13 protein-coding genes are annotated in these 23,036 nt (G+C 74.6%); 11 read left to right on the top strand and 2 right to left on the bottom strand.

The features are described from left to right. Positions 1-27: 27 nt before the first annotated feature. On the bottom strand, positions 28-1,089 hold the full coding sequence (tsaD, locus tag ACFY0I_RS05695; RefSeq protein ID WP_388890714.1) for a tRNA (adenosine(37)-N6)-threonylcarbamoyltransferase complex transferase subunit TsaD: 1,062 nt from the start codon (positions 1,087-1,089) through the stop codon (positions 28-30). Between the two features lie 246 nt (positions 1,090-1,335). Here tsaD and ACFY0I_RS05700 point away from each other — a divergent pair, with 246 nt between their 5' ends. The 8 genes from ACFY0I_RS05700 (at position 1,336) to ACFY0I_RS05735 (ending at position 11,914) form a co-directional block, all read left to right on the top strand. After that, the gene (locus tag ACFY0I_RS05700; protein ID WP_388890581.1) at positions 1,336-2,385 is read left to right on the top strand and encodes a FecCD family ABC transporter permease; all 1,050 of its coding nucleotides are present in this window, start codon (positions 1,336-1,338) and stop codon (positions 2,383-2,385) included. Further along, positions 2,382-3,575 carry a FecCD family ABC transporter permease gene (locus tag ACFY0I_RS05705; RefSeq protein ID WP_388890583.1) on the top strand — a complete coding sequence of 398 codons (1,194 nt, stop codon included), beginning with the start codon at positions 2,382-2,384 and terminating at the stop codon, positions 3,573-3,575. The genes ACFY0I_RS05700 and ACFY0I_RS05705 overlap by 4 nt, the downstream gene beginning before the upstream one ends. Continuing rightward, positions 3,572-4,453, top strand: coding sequence for an ABC transporter ATP-binding protein (locus ACFY0I_RS05710; protein WP_388890586.1), 882 nt, complete (start codon positions 3,572-3,574; stop codon positions 4,451-4,453). The genes ACFY0I_RS05705 and ACFY0I_RS05710 overlap by 4 nt, the downstream gene beginning before the upstream one ends. Positions 4,454-4,468: 15 nt before the next feature. Further along, on the top strand, positions 4,469-5,515 hold the full coding sequence (locus ACFY0I_RS05715) for an ABC transporter substrate-binding protein (protein WP_388890589.1): 1,047 nt from the start codon (positions 4,469-4,471) through the stop codon (positions 5,513-5,515). Positions 5,516-5,654: 139 nt separating this feature from the next. Then, the gene (locus tag ACFY0I_RS05720) at positions 5,655-7,535 is read left to right on the top strand and encodes an SIP domain-containing protein (protein ID WP_388890592.1); all 1,881 of its coding nucleotides are present in this window, start codon (positions 5,655-5,657) and stop codon (positions 7,533-7,535) included. 165 nt (positions 7,536-7,700) lie between these two features. Continuing rightward, a complete protein-coding gene (locus tag ACFY0I_RS05725) occupies positions 7,701-8,414 on the top strand; it encodes a hypothetical protein (protein ID WP_388890595.1) in 714 nt (237 codons plus the stop codon). Positions 8,415-8,881: 467 nt separating this feature from the next. Further along, on the top strand, positions 8,882-11,695 hold the full coding sequence (locus ACFY0I_RS05730) for a condensation domain-containing protein (protein WP_388890598.1): 2,814 nt from the start codon (positions 8,882-8,884) through the stop codon (positions 11,693-11,695). A 9-nt stretch (positions 11,696-11,704) separates the two neighbouring features. Next, a complete protein-coding gene (locus ACFY0I_RS05735; protein ID WP_388890601.1) occupies positions 11,705-11,914 on the top strand; it encodes an MbtH family protein in 210 nt (69 codons plus the stop codon). Positions 11,915-11,993: 79 nt separating this feature from the next. Here the strand turns inward: ACFY0I_RS05735 and ACFY0I_RS05740 are convergent, their stop codons facing one another. After that, complete coding sequence (locus tag ACFY0I_RS05740; protein ID WP_388890604.1) at positions 11,994-12,494, bottom strand: GNAT family N-acetyltransferase; 501 nt, start codon at positions 12,492-12,494, stop codon at positions 11,994-11,996. A 214-nt stretch (positions 12,495-12,708) separates the two neighbouring features. Between ACFY0I_RS05740 and ACFY0I_RS05745 the strand changes: the two genes are divergently transcribed. The 3 genes from ACFY0I_RS05745 to ACFY0I_RS05755 form a co-directional block, all read left to right on the top strand. Next, positions 12,709-12,957 (top strand): phosphopantetheine-binding protein, encoded by a 249-nt coding sequence (locus tag ACFY0I_RS05745; RefSeq protein WP_388890607.1) that lies wholly within the window; start codon positions 12,709-12,711, stop codon positions 12,955-12,957. 32 nt (positions 12,958-12,989) lie between these two features. After that, complete coding sequence (gene entS, locus ACFY0I_RS05750; protein ID WP_388890610.1) at positions 12,990-14,312, top strand: enterobactin transporter EntS; 1,323 nt, start codon at positions 12,990-12,992, stop codon at positions 14,310-14,312. A gap of 160 nt (positions 14,313-14,472) precedes the next feature. Next, positions 14,473-23,036: amino acid adenylation domain-containing protein (locus ACFY0I_RS05755; protein WP_388890613.1), on the top strand; the 8,564-nt coding region annotated here is incomplete at its 3' end.

Below are 23,036 nucleotides of genomic sequence, written 5' to 3' on the forward strand. Positions count from 1 at the left end.
GTCGGGGCCGGGTCCGGCAGGTACGGGTCATGCCGTCCGGAGGGTACGGAGGGTCCCGCCGGGGTGCAGGGACGCGTACTCCAGTGGGGCGGACGGGTCGACGGAGACGTCGAGGTGGGCCGGGGAGGCTCCGGCGCGGACCAGGAGGTCGCCGACGGCGGCGATCATGGCGCCGTTGTCGGTGCACAGGGTGAGGGGAGGGACCCGCAGTTCGACCCCGGCGGCGGCGCACCGTTCCTCGGCCAGGGCCCGGACGCGGGAGTTGGCCGCGACCCCGCCCACCACGACGAGCGTGCGCACCCCGTGTTCCCGGCAAGCGGCCAGCGCCTTGCGGGTGAGCACGTCGGCGACGGCCTCCTGGAGGGAGGCGGCGCCGTCGGCGAGCGGCAGTTCCTCACCGCGGACGCGGTGCTGCTCCGCCCAGCGGGCGGCGGCGGTCTTGAGCCCGGAGAAGGAGAAGGCGTACGGGGCGTCCCCCGGACGGGTCAACGGCCGCGGGAACGCCACCGCGCGGCCGTCGCCGCCCCGGGACGCCCGGTCGATGGCGGGCCCGCCCGGGTAGGGCAGGCCGAAGACGCGGGCCACCTTGTCGAAGCACTCGCCCGCAGCGTCGTCCACGGTGTCGCCGAGGTGCAGGATCGGATCGCGCACGAGGTCCCGTACGAGGAGCAGCGAGGTGTGGCCGCCCGAGACGATCAGCACCACGCAGGGGTCGGGGAGCGGCCCGTGTTCCAGGGTGTCGGCGGCGACGTGTCCGGCCAGGTGGTGCACCCCGTACAGGGGGATCCCGGCGGCGTAGGCGAGGGTCTTCGCCCCGGCGAGGCCGACCTGCAGGGCCCCCGAGAGGCCGGGGCCGGTGGTGACGGCGACGGCGTCGAGGTCCGCCATCCGTAGTCCCGCGCGGTCCAAGGCCTCCCGGACGACCGGGTCGAAGGCGTGCAGGTGGGCGCGGGCGGCGATTTCGGGCACCACCCCGCCGTAGCGGGCGTGTTCGTCCATGCTCGACGCCACCACGTGGGCGAGGAGCCGGCCGCCGGACACGATTCCGGCCCCGGTCTCGTCGCACGAGGACTCGATGCCCAGCACCACAGGAGAGCCCACCACGGCCCCTTTCGCACAGTTTCCGCACTTGCAAGTGATGTGCAATAAGGTACCGGCTCGCCCGACGTCGCCGAAGCGCGCGCCCTCCCGCCCCTTCACACCGGACGGCCGGAGGTGTCGGAAGTAGGCATTCCGGCCTCTCGGTTCGATCGCCGCGAGCTCCGCAATGGATCACCAGACTTAGATAAGGCTAACCTAAGTACACGTTCGCACTTGAGGAGTTCTCGCACCCCCATGACTCAATCGGCCCTGTCGGTGGCCACGTCCGCGCCCCGCGCCCCGAGGACCACGTTCTCGCGCGGTTCGGTCGCGTTGGTGTCCGCCGGCCTGATCCTGGCAGCGGTGACCGTCGCGAGCGTCGGCCTCGGCGCCCGCGACATCTCCGCCCTGGAGATCGTCAAGATCCTGCTGCATCCCGGTGCCGCCGGCTACGACCACGACGTCCTGTGGACCGAACGGATCCCGCGCACCCTGCTGGGGCTCCTGGTCGGAGCCGCCCTCGGCGCCTCCGGCCTCGTCATGCAGGCACTGACGCTGAACCCGCTCGCCGATCCGGGGATCCTCGGCATCCAGCAGGGCGCGGCGCTCTTCGTGGTGGTGGGCATCCTCTTCCTCGACGTGTCGGACGCGAGCGGCTTCTTCTGGCTGGCGCTGGCGGGCTCGGCGTTCACCGCGGTCCTCGTGTATCTGATCGGCACCCGCACCAACACCGGGAGTTCGACGCTCGGACTGGTCCTGGCAGGCGTCGCCACCGCCGCCGTGCTCGCCTCGATCGTCACCCTGCTGGTCGTCCGCGACGAGGCCGTCTACTCCTCGCTGCGGTTCTGGTCGGTGGGGCAGCTCACCGGACGGGCCCAAGTCCTGGATGAGATGGCCCCGTTCGCGCTGGTCGGGCTGCTGTTGGCGCTGCCCCTCGGCCGGACGCTCAACGTGCTGGGTCTCGGTGAGGAGACGGCGCGGGGGCTCGGGGTGCGCGTCGAGCGCGCCCAGCTGGCGAGCGCCGCCGTCGCGGTGACGCTGTGCGCCGCCGCCACCGCCGCCGTCGGTCCCGTCGCCTTCGTCGGACTCGTCGCGGCCCACGTCGCCCGGCTCCTCGTCGGCAGCGACCACCGCTGGTCCCTGCCGCTGGCCCTGCTCTGCGGCGCGGTGCTGGTCGTCGGGGCCGACACGGCCGGCCGGCTCGTGCTCGAACACGGAGAGGTGCAGGTGTCGGTGATGACCGCGATCGTGGGCACCCCCTACTTCGTCTGGCTGGCCCGGCGCCGCGGGGCGGTGCAGGCATGAGCGCGACGAACGCCCAGACGACCGCGAACACGAGCTCCACCTCGACCTCCGGGACGGCGGCCGTCGCGGTGACGGCCCGTCCCACGACCACCACGACCACCACGACCACGACCACCGCCACCGCCACCGCCACCGCCAAGGCAGCCTCCGCCGACACCGTCGCCGCCACGGCCGCCCGGCTCCGCGCCGCCCGGCGGGCCGGGTCCCGCCGTGCGACGGTCGTCGTCGGCGTGCTGGTCGCCCTCGCGCTCGCCCTGCTCGTCGCCTCGGTACTGCTCGGCGGACTGCGCGGGATACCCGGCGGGGACGTGCTACCCGCGGCGTTCGGCATGCGCACCGGTCTCGCCGACTACGTCATCCACCGCATCAGGCTCCCGCGGGCACTGGCCGCGCTACTGGCCGGGGCGCTGTTCGGGCTCTCCGGCGCCCTCTACCAGCGACTGATCCGCAACCCGCTCGCCACCCCCGACATCGTGGGCATCTCTTCCGGCGCCGGCGCGGGCGCGGTCACCGTCCTGCTGTTCGCCCCGGCCCTGCCGTACGGAGTGGAGGGCGCCGCCATCGGCGGATCGTTCCTGCTGGTCGGCGTCATCCTGCTGCTCAGTCGGCGCGGGGGTCGGGTGGACACCAACCGGCTCGTCCTGATCGGCATCGCACTGTCCGCGGTGTGCGCCGCGTACATCAACTACCTCTTCTCCTCGGCCGGTCAGCACAGCATCGCCCAGGTCACCCGCTGGCTCGTCGGCAGCGTCTCGGGCGCCGACTGGGCCGGGGTGGGCGTCCTGGCCGTGGCGCTCGGCGGCGCCGCGGTGTGCGTACTGCCCCTGAACCGGGCGCTCGGCGCGCTGACCCTGGGTGACCAGCTGGCGTACGGGCTCGGCTCCCGGGTGCGCGCCGCCCGGACCGCCACCCTGCTGCTCGGCGCGGCGGCCGCGGCCCTCGCCACGGGTGTCACCGGGCCGATCGGGTTCGTCTCGCTGATCAGCGGGCCGATCGCGGTCCGGCTGGTCGGCGCCGAGCGGACGCTGCCGGTGGCCCCCGCGGTCGGTGCGGTCATCGTGCTGGGGGCGGACGTGCTCGCCCAGCACGGCCCGCTGATCAGCCCGGTGCCCACCGGGGTCCTGACGGCGCTGATCGGCGCCCCCTACTTCGTCCGGCTGCTGCTGCGGCGGCAAGGAGCACGCTCATGAAGGACCTCGTGGCCCCCGGCCCCGCCTCCCCGCACCTCACGTCCGCGGACCTCGCGCCCTCGGACCCCACCGATGCCCGTCCCCCGGCTCCCGGGCTGGAGGCACGGGCGATCAGCGCCGGTTACGACCGGCGGCACGTGATCGAGGAACTGTCGCTGACGATCGAGCCGGGCCGCATCACGGCCCTGGTCGGCCCGAACGCCTGTGGCAAGTCGACCCTGCTGAAGTCGATGGCCCGGCTGCTGCCGGTGTCCCGCGGCTCGGTCCTCCTGGACGGCAGGGACATCCACGCCCTGCCGACGCGGGAGGTCGCCCGCCGGCTCGGCATCCTGCCGCAGTCGCCGATCGCCCCCGAGGGCATCACCGTCGCCGATCTGGTCTGGCGGGGGCGCCACCCCCACCAGCGGTTCGGGCAGCGCCGGACGGCCGCCGAGGACGAGGTCATCGCCCGGGCCCTGGCCGCCACCGGCACGGCGGAGCTCGTCGACCGTCCGGTGGACGAGTTGTCCGGCGGGCAGCGCCAGCGGGTGTGGATCGCCCTCGCGCTGGCGCAGGAGACTCCCCTGCTGCTGCTCGACGAACCGACCACCTACCTGGACATCGCCCACCAGATCGAGGTCATGGACCTGCTCGCGGACCTCAACGAGCAGTCCGGAAAGACCATCGTCCTGGTGTCCCACGACCTCAACCAGGCCGCTCTGTACGCCTCGACCATCGTCGCCATGCGCGACGGCCGGATCGTGCGGCAGGGCAGCCCCGCCGAGGTCCTCACCGAGCGGACCGTCGCCGACGTGTTCGGCCTCGACTGCCTCGTCGTCCCCCATCCCCGCTCCGACCGGCCCCAGATCTTCCCCCTGGGCCGTCACATCACCTCGTAAACGGAGAACATCCCGATGCACAGCAACAACACCAGACTCCGTGCCCTCAGCGCCCTCGTGGCCACCGCCGCCTGCGTCGGCCTGCTCGCCGGCTGCGGCGAGGGCTCCGCCGAGGACGAGGGCAAGCCCGCGGCGGCGGGTTCCGCCGACGCCGGTGCGAAGGCCTTCGCACCCGTCAGCCTGAAGAACGCCTGGGGCAACACCGAGGTGAAGAAGAAGCCGGTCAAGGTCGCCACCGTCTCCGACGGCGACACCGCCATCGCGCTCGCCCTCGGTCTCGTCCCCGTCATCACCCCGGACGTGGAGGACGGCTCGCAGGTCGCCGAGTACAAGCAGGCGGCGATCACCAAGCTCGGCGCGGCCAAGCTGAAGACGTACGACGACACCGACGGCACCGCCTACGAGGCCATCGCCGCCGAGGCGCCGGACATCATCCTCGGCATGAACACCTGGGAGATGGACAAGGACTACGCGAAGCTGTCCCCCATCGCGCCGGTCGTCACCTTCACCGACAAGGCCCAGGCCGACACCCTCACCTGGCAGGAGCGCCTGAAGACGGCGGCGAAGGCCCTGGGCCTGGAGGACAAGGCCAACGAGGTGATCGCGGCGAACGACAGGACCACGAACGACGCCGCCGCCGCGCACCCCGAGTTCAAGGGGAAGACGTACACCTACACGGTGGTCCACCCGGAGCAGATCAGCTTCATGTCGTACGCGGCCCAGGACCCGGGCGTGTTCGAGCGGCTCGGCTTCACGAAGACGGACAAGGCCAAGAACTACGGCCCGGACAAGAACGGCGTGAGCCTGGAGAACCTCGACCAGCTCGACGCCGACGTGCTGCTGGTGACCTACCCGTTCGGGGACCGCGGGGTGATCAGCCCGAAGGAGCTGGAGGGCAACAAGCTCTTCCAGTCGCTGAACTCCGTGAAGAACAAGCACTTCGCCGTCGTCCCGTCGGACAACACCCTCGCCTCGGCGATCGCCTACCCGGACCCGCTGAGCGCGCCGTGGGTCACGCAGCAGCTGACGCCGCTGCTCGCGAAGGCCGTCGCCGGCCAGTAGTCGGCCCGTGCACCACGGCGGCCCCGCACCCGCGCGGTGCGGGGGCGCCGCCCGGAACCAACCCCAGGCGCCCGGGGCTCCCGCCCCCCGTGCGCACCGCACTGCGCGTGCCTTCCCGAACCCCTGAGGAGCCCTGCCGATGTCCAGCCGCAATCCCCGTCCGGTCGTCACCTTCCCCATCGTGCTGCGCGAGCTCACCGTGCTCCGCGTCCGGGACGTCACGCCGGGCATGCGGCGCCTGACCCTGGGCGGGCCGCAGTTGGGCGCGTTCGCCAAGGACGGCCTGGACCTGCCGGCGCTGCGCTCGGAGGGCTTCGACGACCACGTGAAGTTCTTCTTCGCCGAGAACGGCGCGGACCTTCCCGTACTGCCCGGCCAGAACGTCTCCAGCCTGGACTGGCCCGACGCCCGTCCGCTGACCAAGGACTACACCCCGGTCCGGTACGACCCGCAGGCCGGGGAGATCGACTTCGACTTCGTCAACCACGCGGGCGGCGTCGCCTCCTCGTGGGCGCAGGGCGCTAAGCCCGGTGACGTCACCTGGATCGCCGGGCCGAAGATGTCGCACGGCCACCCCGAGGGCGCCGACTGGCTGCTGGTGATCGGCGACGAGACCGCGCTGCCCGCGATCGCGCGGTGGCTGGCGGAGATGCCGGCCGACGCGGTGGCCCGGGTGTTCATCGAGGTCGGCGAGGAGAGCCACCGCCAGGAGCTGCCCACGCGGGCCGACGCCGAGATCACCTGGCTGGTGCGCGACGGCGCCCCGGCCGGCCGTACGGACCTCCTGGAGCAGGCGGTTCGCGGCATGGAGTGGCTGCCGGGCGAGGTCTTCGCCTGGGCCGCGGGCGAGGCCGTCACCCTCAAGGGCATCCGGCGGCACCTCGCGGCGGACCGTCAGGTACCGCGCGAGCGCACGCACGTCACCGGCTACTGGCGCCGCACCGAGCCCGCCCCGGGGCCGGCCGCGGCCGAGGCGGTGGAGGCGGAGCCGGACCCGCACGACCGGCTGCACGAGCTCACCGACCTCGCACCGGGTCTGGCCATCCGGGCCGCGGTCACCCTGGGTCTGGTGGACCTGGTCTACCAGGGCGTGCGGACGGCGCCCGAGCTGGCCGCCCGCACCGGGACCGCGCCGCGCACCCTCGGGGCGCTGCTGACCTACCTCGTCGCGCTCGACGTCCTCGCGGCGGACGAGTCCGCCGCGGGCGGGGACGCCGCGGGCGGCGGGGCCCGCTACCGGCTGACGCCGGTCGGCGAGGAACTCGTCGAGGACGACCACTCCCTGGAGGAGTACGACCTGCGCGGCGCGCAGGCGGCGCTGGACCTGTCCCTGGCGGGTCTCGCGGAGAGCCTGTGGAGCGGAGCGGCGGGCTACCGGACGCTGTCGGGGCTGCCGTTGGCCGAGGCGATGGCCTCGGACGAGCGGCTGGCCGGTTCGGCGCGCGCGGCCGTCGAGGACGAGGCCCTGTGGATCGCCCCGGGCGTCGTCGCGGGGTACGACTGGGCGTCGGCGGCCTCGCTGACCGCGGGGGGGCACGGCGCCGGAGCCGTCGCCAACGCGCTGGTCAAGGCCTTCCCCGGGCTGAAGGTGACGGTCGCCGCCCAGCCGTCGGCCCTGCGGGTGCTCGGCGAACGGGTGCTGGATCCCGACGTGCTGCCCCGGGTCGAGCTGGTGGGCACGACCGGACCGGTTCCGCCCGGCGACGAGACCGTCCTGCTGTGCCGGCTGCTCGACCTGCTGCCGGACGCGGACGCGGCGCTCGTCCTGCGCGAGAGCGGCGCCGCATTGCCCGCCGGCGGAACGCTGCTGCTGGTGGAGCAGGTCGCGACCGCGGACGCCGACGACGTGGAGGCCGCGCTGCACCACCTGCGCCTGGCCTCGGCGTTCGGCTCGGCCGTGCGCTCGCAGGAGGAGATCACGGAGCTGGCGCGGGGCGCGGGCCTGCGGGTCCGCGACTGCCGCGACATCGGCTGGGACCACCGGCTGTGGGTGCTCGCGCCCGCGGCGGACGAGATCTGAAAGTGCCGTTCCGGGTTCCGCGACGGCGCGGCACCCGGGACGGGGACCTGAAGGGGGCAGGAAGACATGCAGGATCGCAGCACGGCGCCCGACCGGCGCGGGCGGGGCGGGCCGGGGCGGCCGGCCGAACGCCTCACCGTCCACGTTCGCGTGGGGGTGTAGGGGATGCACGGGGATCGGAGCGCGGAACCCGAGCCGCAGGACTGGGCGGGGGACCTCGTCGAATGGCTGGAGGGCCACGACCAGGCGGACGGCCGGCTGCGTGCCGCGCTGCCCGAGATGTCGAGCCACCGGTGGGACATCGCGAGCAGGATGGCGGAGGCGCTGAAGGCCTCGGCACAGGGGCTGTCCGTCGAAGCGGCCGCCGCGGCGGCCGGTCTGACCGACCGGATGCTGGGCGAGTGGCTGGAAAAGGACCCCGCGTTCGCGCACGCGATGGGCGCGGCCCGGACCCTGGCCGCCTCGCGCGGGCTGCACGCGGGGCACGGGCCCACACCGGCCATGATCCACCTGGTCCTGCGGACCATCCGCGAGGGCGCTCCCTGGCCGTACGCGGCCAAGTTGGCCGGTTTCTCCGTACGGGGCTTCAACCGGTTGCGCCAGGAGGCGCCGGCCGTCGGGGCTCTGGTGGAGGCCGCCCAACGGGCCCGGCCCAAGCTCCGCGGGGCCACCACCCGGCGCTCCCGCGGAGCCGGCCCCGCGCCGGGTTCCACCCGGGGCAAGCCCTCGGCCGGGTACCGCCTCGTGCACCTCGACGACCCGCTGCTGTCGCCGCGCCCGGTGGGACGCCCGTCGCCGGGTCGCGACCGGTCGGCCGACCGCTCCGCCCGCGTCTCCCGCGACTTCCCGGGCCGCAACGCGGAGCGCGATCCGCCGTAGCCGCGCCCCGGCTCCTCCCCCGCTTCCGCGGCGGGCCGCGACCCGCCACCCCGGCAGCCGCGGGCCCGCCCCCGGCCGCCGCCCCCGTGCGGTCGCCGAAACCGGCACACCCTCTTCCCGACGGGCCGCCCCGCGCGCCCGGGCCGCAGGGTTCCCCGAGCGTGCCCGAAACCGTCCCGGCCGCCACCGGGACGACGTCCGACGGCGTCACGAACCGGCCAACTCAACGCGGTTTTGGACGACTTGACACTGAACACCCCATAAGTCAGCTTAGGTACGCCTTGCCCGATGATCGGGGCAGGACAGAGGAAGGAATGGGCATGTCCGCATCACATGCGAAGCCCGGAACCGGGCCCGACGCACCCGCCGCACCCAGACCTGCCGACACCGGCCGAACCGTCCCCACCGGCCCCCCGGCGACGGCGGCCCGGACTGCGGGCCCCACCGCGTCCCCCCGGAGCTGAACCGTGTCCGCGACCACCGCCACCGCCCCCGTCGGCCCCGCACCCGAGGAACTGACGGCCGCCCAGGCCCACGTACTCGCCGCGCAGAGCGCGAACCCCTCGTACGCCGGCCACCACGTCGGCCAGTACATCGAACTCGTCGGCCCGCTCGACGCCGCCGCCCTGGAGGAGGCCCTCGGGCTCACCCTGGACGAGGCCCCCTGGCTGCGCTTCCGCCTCACCCTCGACGACGGCCGCTACGGGCAGGCCCCCGTGGCCCTGCGACCGACCGGCCGGAGCCTGCCGCGGCTGGACACCTCCGGGGCCGCGGATCCGGTCGCCGCCGCGCTGGACCTCGTACGCGAACGGCTCGCCCGCCCGCCCCGGTTGGACCTGCTGCTGGACCCGACCGCGCCGGAGAACACCCCGGACCTGTTCGGCGCCGCGCTCGTCACCCTCGGCCCCGAACGCCACCTACTGGTGCAGTACTTCCACCAGTTGGCGGTCGACGGATACGGGGTGTCGCTGCTCAGCCGCCGCGTCAGCGAGCACTACGGCGCCCTGGTGACCGGTGCGCGCCCGCCCGCCTCCCCCTTCGCCCCGGTGTCCGTGCTGGCCCGCGCGGAGCGCGCCTACCTCGGCTCCGCCGCCTACGCGACCGACCTGGAGGCCTGGTCCCGCCGCCACCCCGCACCGCCGGTGCCGGTGCGGCCGACCGGCCGCGAGGCCGCCGCCTCCGACACCACCGTGCGCGCCACCGTCCTCCTCGACCCGGTGCGGAGCGCCGCCGTGACCGCCACCGCGCGGCTCGCCGGCGGCACGTGGGGCGAGGCCGTCCTCGCCGCGTGCGCCGCCCACCTGGCGCCGTACGCCGAGGACGGTCGGACGCCGATGGCCCTGTACACGACGGCCCGTACGGCGCCCGGCACGCTGCGGGTCCCCGGCACCGCCGTGAACATCCTTCCGGCACGGCTGGCCGTGGGCCCCCACGACACCTTCCGGGACCTGCTCCGGCAGGCCTGCGCCGAGTTGGACTTCCTGCGCCGCCACCAGCGGGTACGGGGCGAGGTCCTCGCCCGACACATCTGGCCCGGGCTGTCCGGCCGCCGCGTTCCCGGGCTGCTGGTCAACCTGCGGCCCTTCGAGAGCGAGCTGGACTTCGGCGGGACCGCGGGGCACGTGGTCAGCCTGGCCTCCGGCCCGGTGGACGACCTGTCGGTCGCCGCGTCCCGCCGTCCGGACGGATGCCTGCGCCTGGACGTCGACGGCAACCCCGCGCTGTACGACGCCGGTTCGCTGGCCGAGCACGCGCGGGGCTTCGCTTCGATGCTCACCGCCCTCGGCCGCACCCCCGACCGTCCCGCCCGACCCGTGACGGCTCAGGCTCCGGTCCCGGCACGGCTCCCGGCGCCGCCGGCAGACGGGGAGGCCGGCCCGCTGCCCCTGCTGCCGTCCGCGCACCGGCTGCGCACGTCCGACGGCCCGGTGGACTCCCCGCACGAGGCGGTCCTGCTGAGCGTTCCGGCCGGGCTGGGTACGGGACCGCTGCGCCGCGCGCTCGCCGGGCTCGCCCGCCGCCACCCGGCGCTGCGCCTGGCCCTGCACCGCTCGAACGGCATCTGGAGCCAGCAGGTCGAGCCCGCTTCGACCGCGCCCGCCTGCACCGAGGCCGACACGCTGCGGCGGGTTCCCGTCGCCGGGGTACCGGCCGACGCACGCGACCGGCTCGTCGAGGGCGCCGTCCGCACGGCCGCCGCTGAACTGGATCCGGGCCGCGCCCGGGTGCTGCGGGCCGTCTGGTTCGACGCCGGACCGAAGGAGCCCGGGCTGCTGTTGCTGGTGGCGCACCTGCTGTCGGTGGACGACATCGGTTGGCAGACCCTCATCGACGAACTCCCGCTGCTCCACGGGGAATCCCCCGGCCCGCCGACCGCCCCGGCCGGCGGCCTCCTGGACTGGGCCGGTCGGCTCGGCACGGAGGCCGCGTCGGGGTCCCGGATCGCGGAGCTCACGCACTGGGCGCAGCTGACGAGGAGTCCCGCCGGGCGGAGTTGGCCGCCCGGCGGCGCGGGCCACCGGGTGGTCACCCGACTGGAACTGCCCACTCCGGTGGAGCGGTCCGACGGGGCTCCGCACCCCTTCGACGTGGTGCTGCTGGCCGCCCTGGCCCGTACGGCGCAGTCCCGGCCGCGGCTGCACGACGGCACGGGGCTGGTGGTGGAGCTGGAGTTGCCGCGGCCCGCCCACGCGCCGCGCACGGCCGGCCGCCTGAGCGCCGTCCACACCGTCCGGCTGCCGTTGCCGCCGGGTCCGGCCTCGGGGGCGGACGCGTACGACCGTACGGTCCTGGCGCTCGGGGCGGTACCGGACCTGGGGCGCGGGCTGGAGCAGCTGCGGCACCTGAACACCCAGACCGCGGCGCTCCTCGCGGGCCTGCCCCGGCGCGGGGTCCACTACCAACGACGCGCCGCGCCGCGCCCGTCGGCCGGTGACGCCCGGTGGGCGCCGGCGGCCGGGGCGCGGTGGCCGGCGGCGTACGCGGCGGATCCGTCCGGTGGCGGGCTCCCGCTGTCGGGGCCGTTGCGGCTCGTCGTCCTTTCGGCGGACGCGGCGGACCCGGCGGACGGGCGGAGCGCGCTCACCCTGCACTGGCACTGGTCCGACGCCCTGTTCGGCGCTGCCGAGGCGCGTGCGCTGAGCGAGGAGGCCACCGCCACGGCGGCGGAGGCGGCCCGTTCGGAGCGCGCGCCCGCGCACCGGGATCCCGGCTTCACCGGCGCCTTCCACGAGACCACCCGTACGACCGGCGGCGCCACCGGCGCCGGCACCCACCTCTAGGAGAGACCCATGGCCACGACCAACCCGTTCGAGGACGACGACGCCCGCTACTTCGTGCTCGTCAACGCCGAGAACCAGCACTCGCTCTGGCCCGCCTTCGCCGAGGTTCCGGCGGGCTGGACCGTCGCGCACGGCGAGGACACCCGGCAGGGCTGCGCGCGGTACACGGACGAGCACTGGACGGACATGCGGCCCGCGAGCCTGATCGCGCAGGGCTGATGACCCCGCCGGGGCGTCGTACGGCCGGTGCGGGCCGGGGCTCGGGAGCGTTTCCCGGGCCCCGGCCCTCGGGTGCGGGTCAGAGGCTCAGCCTCAGCACCCGCGACCCGCGCGCGGGGTCGAGCCGCGCGGCCCAGCCGGGCGGCGCCCCGGCGGCCGCCACGGGCCGGAATCCGTACCGGACGAAGAGTCGGGCGGATCCGGTGGTGGCGGTGAACAGGGCACGCCTGCCCTCGGCGCGCGCCCGCGCGCAGGCGGCGAGCAACAACGCGGCTCCGACGCCCCGGCCTTGGCCGGCGACGGCGACGCAGAAGTTGTAGAGGACGGCGGTGCCCGGTTCCGCTCCCCAAAGGGCGACGCACCCCCGGACGGAACCTTCGGCCTCGCCCTCCACCAGCAGGAACCGGTTCACGTGGGCCCGGTAGTGCTCCGGCGGCCGGGCCCGCAGCGCACCGGATCGGACGAAGGGCGCGGACAGCGCGTGCAGTGCGGGCGCGTCCGCGGCCCGTGCGGCGCGTACCTGCGGCGATGCGGTGACCGGGCCCGGAACACCGGACTGGTTCACCGTTGGGGAGATCATAAAACTTAGGTTAGCCTTACCTAACTCGCCACATCAAATGTTCTGCATCGCAGCACACATGGCACCGGTCCCGCTTTCGGCTCTCACCCGCCGCGCCGCCCGCCCCTCACCCCAGCCCCCCTTGCCCACGGCGCGCCCCGACCGCCACCACCGCCACACCCCGCCTCCCCCGGGCCGGCGAACGCCCCGCCCGGCCCCCGAACAGGAGAACCCCATGCGTCCGACCCCCGCTCCCGAAGCCTTCGCCCTCGAGCGGCTCGTCCGGGACGTGGCCGACGTGCTGTACGCCGAGCCCGCCGAAGTCCTCGTCGACGAAAGCCTCCTCGACCAGGGCCTCGACTCCATCCGGCTGATGACCCTCGTCGAACGCTGGCGCGCCGAAGGCGCCCGGATCGGCTTCGTCGACCTCGCCGAGCGCCCCACGCTCCGCGCTTGGGCCGAAATCCTCTCCCCCGCCGCCTGAACCGGCCCGCCCTCCCACCCCCGGAGCCACCTGTGCCCCTGCGTGATCTCGTCATCGACATCGAACCACTGCGCACCAGCCCCGACTTCCGGGCGATCTTCATCGCCCGCGTGGTGTCGCTGTTCGGCCTGGGCATGGCGACCGTCGCGCTGTCCGCCCAGGTGTACGGCCTGACCCGGTCGACCTTCGACGTCGCCGTCGTCAGCATGATCATGAGCATCACCGTGCTGCTCGGGTCCCTGTGGGGCGGCGTCATGGCCGACCGGTACGACCGCCGCAAGCTCATCGTCCGCGCCCGCGCCGCCGCTGCCCTCGCCTTCGCCGGACTCGCCGTCAACGCGATGCTCGACGACCCGTCCCAGTGGGCGATCCACCTGTGCGTCGCCTGGGACGGCCTCGCCACCGGAGTCAGCTTCACCGCCCTGATGGCGGTGGCCCCCACCCTGGTCCGTCCGGACCAACTGCCCGCCGCCGGAGCCCTGATATCCCTCACCGGGGAGATCGGCTCGATCACGGCCCCGTTCCTCGGCGGTGTGCTCCTCGCCCTGACCGGCCCCGTGCCCGTCTTCGGGTTCGCCGCCGTGACCACCGCCATCACCGCCTTCCTCATCGCCCGGATCCGGCCGCTGCCGCCCGTCACCGAGGACCCCGACGCGGACGACGACACCGAGGACTCCGGCTCCCTGCTCGTCGCCTTCCGCCACGCGTGGCACAACCGGGTGGTCGGCGGGCTGGTGCTGCTCGGCGGGGTCACCGCCCTCTTCAACGTGCCGGTGGTGTTGTTCCCCGAAATGGTGGACCGTCAGTTCAACGGCGGAGAAGTCATGTTGGGCCTGCTGTACTCCGCTCCGGCGGTCGGCGCCGTCGCGGTCTCGGCGACCAGCGGATGGCTCACCCGTACGGCCCGCCCCGGACGACTGCTGCTGCTCTCTGCCTTCGTCGGGGGCCTGGCCACCATCGGCTTCGCCCTCAGCGGCAACGTCTACCTGGCCTGCGCGGCACTCGCCGTCGGCGGAGCCTGCGGCACCGTGTACGAGATCCTGGAGTACGCGCTGGTCCAGCACAGCACCCCGGACCGACTGCGCGGACGCATCGTCAGCGTGATCACCACCCAGGGGACCACCGGCGACATCATCGGCGACGTCGAAGTCGCCGCCGTCGCGCGCTGGTTCAGCCCGGCCGGCGCGGCCCTGCTGAACGGCGCCGTCTGCGCGGTGGCGGCCGTCGCCGTCGCCGTCGCGGTACCCGGACTGCGACGCGCCACCCTTCCCCGCGAAGAGGCGGAGTCGGCCCGGGAAATTCCCCCGGAGGAAGCCGTCCGGATCGCCAAGCTCGATCCCAACAAGGCCTCCTGAGCGCGCATCAGCGCCCTCTCCGCCTGCCCGACCGGCCCTCCCCGTGCCCCGGGGAGGGGACCTTTCGGCGCCCCGCACCAGCCGCCGTCCCGGGCCGCCCACCGCCACGGCCCTCCCCTTCGCCTCTCCCCGCAGCTGCCTGAATCTGGAGCACGATCCCATGAGCGACCGCCCTTCCCAGCGTCTCCCCCTCACCGGGGCACAGGCCGGTGTCTGGTACGGCCAGCGACTCGACCCCGCGTCCCCGGTCTACAACGTGGGCCAGTACGTCGAGATCGACGGTCCGCTCGACCCCGGCGCGTTCGTCACGGCGCTGCGGCGGACGGTTTCCGAGTGCGAGGCGCTCACCGCGCGCTTCTCGGAGGACGGGGCCGGTGAGCCGTATCAGGAGACCTGGTCCGGCCCGGCCTCCGGACCGCTGGTGGCCGTGCTCGACCACAGCGGCGAGGAGGACCCGGTGGGCGCGGCGGTCGAGGCGATGCGCCGCGACATGGCCCGGCCGCTCGACCTGACGAACGACACCCTGTCCCTGTTCACCCTGCACCGGGTCGGTCCCGCGCGGGTCCTTTGGTACCAGCGGGCCCACCACATCACCCTGGACGCCTTCGCGTTCGCCCTCGTCTCCCGGCGCACCGCCGAGGTCTACTCGGCCCTCCTGGCCGGTGAGGAGCCGCCGGCCCGCCCGTTCGGCACCCTCGCGTCGGTCGTGGAGGCCGAACGGGAGTACCGGGACTCCGAGGCCTTCGCGGCGGACCGCGCGTACTGGCTGGAGCGGCTCGCCGACTGCCCCGAACCGGAGCCGCTGAGCGGCACGGCCGTACCGGCCGCGCACGGGTTCCTCCGCGACGGCGCCACCCTCAGCCCCGCGGAGACCACCGGGCTCCTCGCCATCGCCCGCGCGGCGAAGGCCAGTTGGGCCGACGTGGTGACGGCGGCCTTCGCCGCCTTCGTGCACCGCTCCACCGGCGGCCGTGACGTCCTGCTGTCCGTCCCGGCGATGGCCCGGCTCGGGTCGGCCGCGCTGAAGGTACCGGCGATGGTCGTGAACGTACTGCCCCTGCGGGTGGCGGTGCGTCCCGCCGCGCCCATCGGCGAGCTGGTCCGCGAGGTGGCCGCGGCCACCGCCGGCCTGCGCCGCCACCAGCGCTACCGCGCCGAGGACATCCGTCGCGACCTCGGACTGGCCGGGCGGGCACAGGGCCTCCTCGGGCCGATGGTCAACATCAAGGCCTTCGACAACGCGCTCGACTTCGCGGGCTCCCCCGGCACGGTGCACAACATCGCCGCCGGACCGGTCGACGACGTCACCCTCGGGGTCCACCACGACAGCGCGCGGGGCCGGATCCGGTTCGAGTTCGACGGCAACCCGCACGCCTACGACGAGGTCTCGTTGGCCGCCCGGTGCGCGGAGTTCGCCCACTTCCTGCGGGAACTGGCCGCCGCCGGGCCGCAGGCTCCGGTGGGGCGTCCCGACCTGCTGGCGCCCGCCGCGCTGGAGGCCGCCGTACGCGCCGACGAGGGTGCTTCCCGCGAGCTGCCGGCCGGTACCTTCGTCGACCTGTTCGAGGAGGCGGCGCGGCTGCACCCCGAGGTGCCGGCCGTGATCGCCGGGAAGAAGTCCCTCGACTACGCCGGCCTGTCCGAACGTTCGGACCGGCTCGCCCGGGTGCTCGCCGGGCACGGGGTGGGCCCGGAGGCCGTCGTCGGCATCGCCCTCGCGCGCGGCGAGGACCTGGTCGTGGCGCTCCTCGGGGTGCTCAGGGCGGGCGGGGCCTACCTGCCCCTGGACCTGGACTACCCCGCCGAGCGGCTCGCGTTCATGGTCGAGGACGCCCGGCCGGTGTGCGTGCTGACGACACTGGCGCTCGCGCCCTTCGTCCCGCAGGTCGCCGGGGTGCCCGTCGTGGTCCTGGACTCCCCCGACACGCTGTCCGCGCTCGCCGACGCGGGGCAGGGCGATGGCGCTGACGCCGCTGCCGGCTCCGTCGCCTCCGATGGAACGTTCCTGCGTCCGGTGCGGCCCGCGCTCCACCACCCGGCGTACGTCATCTACACCTCGGGTTCCACCGGCCGCCCCAAGGGGGTGGTGATCCCGCACTCGGCGCTCGCCAACTTCCTGCGCATGCAGTCCGAGGAACTGGCGCTCGCTCCCGGGGACCGGCTCGTCGCGGTGACCACCGTGTCCTTCGACATCCACGTGCTGGAGATCCACACCCCGCTGCTTCGGGGCGCCACCGTGGTCCTCGCGGACCGCGACACCGTGCGCGACCCGGCGGCCCTGGCCGCCCTCGTCGACGAGCACCGCCCGGCCGTCATGCAGGCCACCCCCTCGCTGTGGCACGCCCTGCTGGAGGACGGCCGGCCGACCTCGCTGGCCGGGACCCGCGTGCTGGTCGGCGGTGAGGCCCTCCCGGCGGCCCTCGCCGAGCGGCTCGCCCGCACCGCGGCGTCGGTGACCAACGTGTACGGCCCGACCGAGGCGACCGTCTGGGCCACCTCCACCGTCCTCGCGCCCGATCACAGGGGCGTCCCCGACATCGGCACCCCGTTCTGGAACACCCGCGCCCGCGTCCTGGACGGCGCGTTGCGCCCGGTGGCGCCGGGGAGGCCCGGCGAGCTGTACCTGGCCGGCGACCAGTTGGCCCGCGGCTACCTGGGGCGCCCCGCCCTGACGTCGGAGCGGTTCGTCGCCGACCCCTTCGGCGGACCGGGCGAGCGCATGTACCGGACCGGGGACCTGGTCCGGCGCCGGGTCGACGGCCGGATCGAGTTCCTGGGACGGGCCGACGACCAGATCAAGCTGCGCGGTTTCCGCATCGAACTCGGTGAGGTCGAAGCCGTGTTGGCGGCCTGCGAGGGTGTCGGCCGGGCCGTGTGCCTGGTCCGCGAGGACCTGCCCGGGTTCCCCGCCCTGGTCGGTTACGTCACCGTCGACGCCGGCGTCGGCCCGACCGCCGGAGCGTTGCGCGAGGCCGCCGCCGAGGCGCTGCCCGAGTACATGGTGCCCTCGGCCGTCGTGGTCCTCGACGCGTTCCCGCTGACCGCCAACGGCAAGGTCGACCGGCGCGCGCTGCCCGCCCCGGATCTGGCGGGCCTGGTCTGCGCCGGGGGGCGCAGCCCGCGCGGTGCCCGCGAGGAGATCCTGGCCGGCATCTTCGCCGACGTCCTCGGCCTGCCCTCGGTCGGCCCCGACGACGACTTCTTCGTCCTGGGCGGGCACTCGCTCCCCGCCGCCCGGGTGATCGCCCGGACGCGGGCCGCGCTGGGCACCGACTGCGGGATCAGGGACGTCTTCGAGGCCCGGACCGTGGCCGCGCTGGCCGGTCTGCTGGCCGAGCGGGCCGCGGTGTCCCGGACGGCGCCGTCGGCCGGGGTCCGCCCCGACCCGCTGCCCCTGTCGTACGCCCAGCAGCGGCTGTGGTTCCTCCACCAGGTGGAGGGCCCGAGCGCCACCTACAACATTCCCTTCGCCGTCCGTTTCGACTGCCGGCTCGACGCGGTCGCCCTGGACGCGGCGCTCGGCGACACGGTGGCCCGACACGAGGCCCTGCGCACGGTGTTGGGGGAGCGCGACGGCGTCCCGTTCCAGCGGGTGCTGGACGCGGACGCCGCCGATGTGCGGCTGTCCGTCGACGAGGTGGCGGGTTCGGCCGCGTGGGACGCGGCCGTCACCCGGGCCCTGGGGCACCTCTTCGACATCGCGGCCGAGGCCCCGCTTCGGGTGACCCTGGTGCGCGACGTCGGCGCGGGGACGGACGCCCTGGTCGTGCTGCTGCACCACATCGCGAGCGACGAGTGGTCGATGGGGCCGTTCCTGCGCGATCTGGAGCAGGCCTACGCGGCCCGGTCGGAGGGCGCCGAGCCCGCGTTCGCCCCGCTCCCGGTGCAGTACGCCGACTACGCGCTGTGGCAGCGGGACTCGCTGGGCGCCGCGGACCTGCCGGGCACCCTCGCCGCCGGGCAGGCCGCCTTCTGGCGCTCGGAACTCGCGGGACTGCCCGCGGAGGCCGGCGGCCTGCCCGCGGACCGGCCGCGCGCGGCGACCGCGCAGCACGCCGGCGCGTTGGTGTTCCGCTCACTGCCGCGTGGCCTCGCCCTCTCGGTGCGGACGTTGGCGCGGGAGAGCGGTACCAGCGTGTTCATGGTGGTGCACGCCGCGGTCGCCGCGACGCTGCACCGGCTCGGCGCCGGCGAGGACCTCGTCCTCGGCAGCCCGGTCGCCGGGCGGGCCGACAGCGCCCTCGACGAACTGGTGGGCTTCTTCGTCAACACGGTGGTCCTGCGCACCGACCTGTCCGGCGACCCGACCTTCGGCGAGCTGCTGGAGCGGGTACGCGCGGCCGACCTGACGGCTCTGGACCACGCCGACCTGCCGTTCGACCAGGTGGTGGAGGCGGTCAACCCCGAGCGGTCCCTGTCGCGGCACCCGCTCTTCCAGACGATGGTCTCGCACAGCACGGTCTCCGAGGACGTACGGACCCTGTTCGGGGCGGCCGCCCGGGCGGACCGGGTCGATCCCGGCGTCACCAAGTTCGACCTCGACATCACCTTCGCGGACTCCGCGCACGGTGAGGACCTTGAGCTGGAGGTCTTCTACTCCACCGCCCTGTTCGACCCGGAGACGGTGGAAACGTTCACGGACCGGCTGCTGCGCGCCCTCACCGAAGCGGTCGCGGCCCCCGAGCTGCGGGTGTCGCAGTGGGAGCTGCGCGACGCCGAGGAGCGGGAGCGGCTGGCCCGGTGGAACGACACGGCCCGGCCCGTGCCCGCGCGCAGCGTCACGGAGGTGTTCGCCGAGCGGGCGGCCGCCACGCCGGACGCCCTTGCGGTGGTGGCCGGCGACGAGCGGCTGACCTTCGCCGAACTCGTCGACCGCGCGGGCCGGTTGGCCGCCGTCCTGACCGCCGAGGGGGTCGGCCCGGACACGGTCGTGGGACTCGCGGTGCCCCGGTCCGCCGACGCCGTCGTCGCCGTCCTGGCCGTCCTCAAGGCGGGCGGGGCCTACCTTCCGCTGGACCTGGACCACCCGGCCGAACGGCTCGCCCACATGCTGCGGGACGCGTCCCCGGTGTGCGTGGTGACGACCGCCGCCGTCGCGGCGCGGGTGCCCGGTGTGCCGGCCGTCGTCCTGGACGACCCGGCGACCGTGCGGCGACTGGCCGCGGCCGTGCCCGGACCGGACGCCGTGACGGGGCCCGAACAGGCCGCGTACGTCATCTACACCTCGGGTTCCACCGGCCTCCCCAAGGGGGTGCTGCTCCGGCACGCCGGCCTGACCAGGCTCTTCCGTGACCACGAGCGCGAGCTGTACCTCCCCGTGGCACGTCGCCTCGGTCGCCGGGTACGCGCCCTGCACACGGCCTCGTTCTCCTTCGACTCCTCCTGGGAGCAGTTGCTGTGGCTGGTGGCGGGCCACGAACTGCACGTGCTGGACGAATTCGGGCGTCGGGACGCCGAGGCGGTCGTGGCGTACGTCCGCGCCGAGCGGATCGACACCCTCGACGTCACGCCGTCGTACGCCCGGCAGTTGCTGGACGCCGGGCTGCTGGCCGGTGCGTGGCGACCGCCGCTGTTCCTGCTGGGCGGGGAGGCCGTGCCCGCCGCGCTGTGGGAGGAGTTGGCCGCGTTCACCGACGTGGAGGTCGTCAACTACTACGGTCCGACCGAGTTCACCGTGGACGCCCTGGTGGCCCGGGTGGGCGATTGCCCGACCCCGGTCGTGGGCCGACCGCTCGACAACACCCGCGCGCACGTCCTGGACGGCAGGCTGCGGCCGGTGCCGACGGGGGTGACGGGTGAGCTGTACCTGGCGGGCGAGCAGATCGCGCGCGGTTACCTGGGCCGGTTCGCGCTCACCTCGGAGCGGTTCGTGGCCGACCCGTTCGGGGCTCCCGGCAGCCGCATGTACCGCACGGGCGACCTCGTGCGTCGTCGTACGGACGGGCTGATCGAGTTCCTCGGCCGGGCCGACGACCAGGTCAAGATCCGCGGGTTCCGGGTGGAGCCCGGCGAGGTGGAGGCGGCCCTGACCGCGCTGGACGGCGTCTCGGCGGCGGCGGTCGTGGTCCGCGAGGACGTCCCCGGCATGCCCCGGCTGGTCGGTTATGTGACCGGCGCCGGCCCCGAGGACGTGGAGAGGCTCCGCGGGGAACTGGCCGCACAGCTTCCGGAGCACATGGTTCCGGCGGCGTTGGTGGCTCTGGACGCCCTGCCGACCAACGTCAACGGCAAGCTGGACCGGGCCCTGTTGCCGGCCCCGACCCTCGGTACGGCGGCGTCCTCGCGCACGCCGCGGGGCGCGGCCGAGGAGCGGATCGCCGAGGTCTTCGCGCAGTCCCTGTCGCTGCTGTCGGTGGGTGCCGACGACGACTTCTTCCGGCTGGGCGGGCACTCGCTGCTGGCCACCCGGGTGGCGGCACGGATCCGCGCCACGGGCACGGAGTGCTCGGTCCGCGACGTGTTCGAGGCCCGGACCGTCGCCCGGCTGGCCACCCGGCTCGCCGACCGCGGCGGGGCCGGGCGCCCCGCCCCGGTGGGCGGCGTGCGCCCGCAGCGGCTGCCCCTGTCGTACGCGCAGGCCCGCCTGTGGTTCCTGCACCGGCTGGACGGCCCGTCCGCGACCTACAACATTCCGCTCGCGCTGCGGCTGCGCGGCGCCCTGGACCCGGCCGCGCTGGCCGCGGCCGTGGGGGACGTGGTGGCCCGGCACGAGGCGCTGCGCACCGTGTACGCGGAGGACGCACAGGGTCCGTACCAGCGGATCCTGCCCGTCGGGGGCGTCGAGGTGCCCTTCGTCGTGGAGCGGGCGCCGGTCTCCGGGCACGCGGCACGGATCGACCGGGAGACGGCCCGGCCCTTCGACCTCGCGACCGAACTCCCGCTGCGGGCAACCCTGCTGGAGGCCGGCCCGGAGGAGTGGACGCTGCTCCTGCTGATGCACCACATCGCCGGGGACGAGTGGTCGACGGGCCCGCTGCTGGCGGACCTCGCCGAGGCGTACGCGGCCCGGTCGGCCGGTGCGGAACCGCGGTTCGCGGTCCTGCCGGTGCAGTACGCGGACTACGCGCTGTGGCAGCGCGAGCTGCTGGGCGACGCCGCGCGGGAGGGGTCCCTGGCGCACCGCCAGGCGGGCTACTGGAGCACGGCCCTGGCGGGCCTGCCCCAGGAGCTGCCCCTGGTCACGGACCGGCCCCGCCCGGCGGAGCCCTCGTACGCGGGACGGACGGTCACCGCCGAACTGCCCGCCGGGCTGGTCTCCGGTCTGGACGCCCTCGCCGCGGCGACGGGCACGACGGCCTTCACGGTGGTGTCGGCGGCGGTCGCCGCCCTGCTGCACCGGCTGGGCGCGGGTGACGACGTCCCGCTCGGCAGTCCCGTCGCGGGCCGCGGCGAGGAGTCCCTCGACCCGCTGGTCGGGTTCTTCGTCAACACGGTGGTCCTGCGGGCCGACCTGTCCGGGGCGCCGACGTTCCGCGAACTGCTGCTGCGTACGGCCGCGACGGCCACGGCGGCCCTGGACCACGCCGACCTTCCCTTCGAGGCGGTCGTGGAGGCGGTGAACCCGGAGCGGTCCCTGTCGCGACACCCGCTGTTCCAGACCCTGGTCGCGTACGAGGGCGCCGGGCGCGGCTCCGTCGCCCTGTTCGAGGGGCTGACGGCCGAGGAGGTACCGGTCGCGGCCGGCGCCGCCAAGTTCGACCTGGAGATCCTGTTTCGCCGCGCCGCGGCCGGGATCTCGGGGATGACCTGCGGCATTCGGTACGCGACGGACCTGTTCGACGCGGCGACCGTCGAGGCGATGACCGCGCGTCTGGTGCGGTTGCTCGATGCCGCGGTGGCCGCTCCGGACCGTCCGGTGGCGGAGTTGGAGGTGCTGTCCGCGCAGGAGCGCGAGCTGGTGCTGCACCGTTGGAACGACACCGCCGTTCCCGTGACCGGCCCGGCCACCCTCGCCGACCTGGTCTTCGCCGGCACGGCGGGAGCGACGGGGCCCGCTCTGGTCTTCGAGGGGGTCGAGCTGTCACGGCCCGCGTTCGAGGAGCGCGTCGACCGCCTCGCCCGGTTGCTGATCGGCCGCGGCGTCGGGCCGGAGAGCGTCGTCGCGGTCGCCCTGCCCCGTTCGTTCGAACTGCTCGTGGCCCTGCACGCGGTCGTCCGCGCGGGTGGCGCCTACCTCCCGCTGGACCTCGGCCTGCCGGCCGAGCGCCTCTCGAACATGACGCGGACGGCCGCCCCGACCCTGATTCTTACCGACACACTGTCGGCAACCTTCCTTCCGTCGGACCCGGCCGTCGAACGGCTGCTGATGGACTCCCGGGAAGCCGCGGAGCGGCTGGCGGCACAGCGAACCGGTCCGTTGTCGGACTCCGAGCGGATCACCCCGCTCCTCCCCCGCCACCCCGCCTACGTCATCTTCACCTCCGGCTCCACCGGACGCCCCAAGGGCGTCATGGTCGAACACGAAGCCATCGTCAACCGACTCCGCTGGATGCAACACACCTACCAACTCACCACCACCGACCGAGTACTCCAAAAAACACCCGCCGGATTCGACGTATCCGTCTGGGAATTCTTCTGGCCCCTCACCCAAGGCACCCCCCTCGTCATCGCCCGACCCGACGGACACAAGGACCCCGAATACCTCGCCCACCTCATCCGCGAACAACACATCACCGTCATCCACTTCGTCCCCTCCATGCTCGCCGCCTTCCTCACCGAAACAAA

The organism is Streptomyces sp. NPDC001568 (assembly GCF_042893755.1).
Taxonomy (GTDB): domain Bacteria; phylum Actinomycetota; class Actinomycetes; order Streptomycetales; family Streptomycetaceae; genus Streptomyces.

Coding starts and splice junctions, on each gene's coding strand:
- ACFY0I_RS05700 (WP_388890581.1), top strand. CDS start 1,336: ATGACTCAATCGGCCCTGTCGGTGGCCACGTCCGCGCCCCGCGCCCCG.
- ACFY0I_RS05705 (WP_388890583.1), top strand. CDS start 2,382: ATGAGCGCGACGAACGCCCAGACGACCGCGAACACGAGCTCCACCTCG.
- ACFY0I_RS05710 (WP_388890586.1), top strand. CDS start 3,572: ATGAAGGACCTCGTGGCCCCCGGCCCCGCCTCCCCGCACCTCACGTCC.
- ACFY0I_RS05715 (WP_388890589.1), top strand. CDS start 4,469: ATGCACAGCAACAACACCAGACTCCGTGCCCTCAGCGCCCTCGTGGCC.
- ACFY0I_RS05720 (WP_388890592.1), top strand. CDS start 5,655: ATGTCCAGCCGCAATCCCCGTCCGGTCGTCACCTTCCCCATCGTGCTG.
- ACFY0I_RS05725 (WP_388890595.1), top strand. CDS start 7,701: ATGCACGGGGATCGGAGCGCGGAACCCGAGCCGCAGGACTGGGCGGGG.
- ACFY0I_RS05735 (WP_388890601.1), top strand. CDS start 11,705: ATGGCCACGACCAACCCGTTCGAGGACGACGACGCCCGCTACTTCGTG.
- ACFY0I_RS05740 (WP_388890604.1), bottom strand. CDS start 12,494: ATGATCTCCCCAACGGTGAACCAGTCCGGTGTTCCGGGCCCGGTCACC.
- ACFY0I_RS05745 (WP_388890607.1), top strand. CDS start 12,709: ATGCGTCCGACCCCCGCTCCCGAAGCCTTCGCCCTCGAGCGGCTCGTC.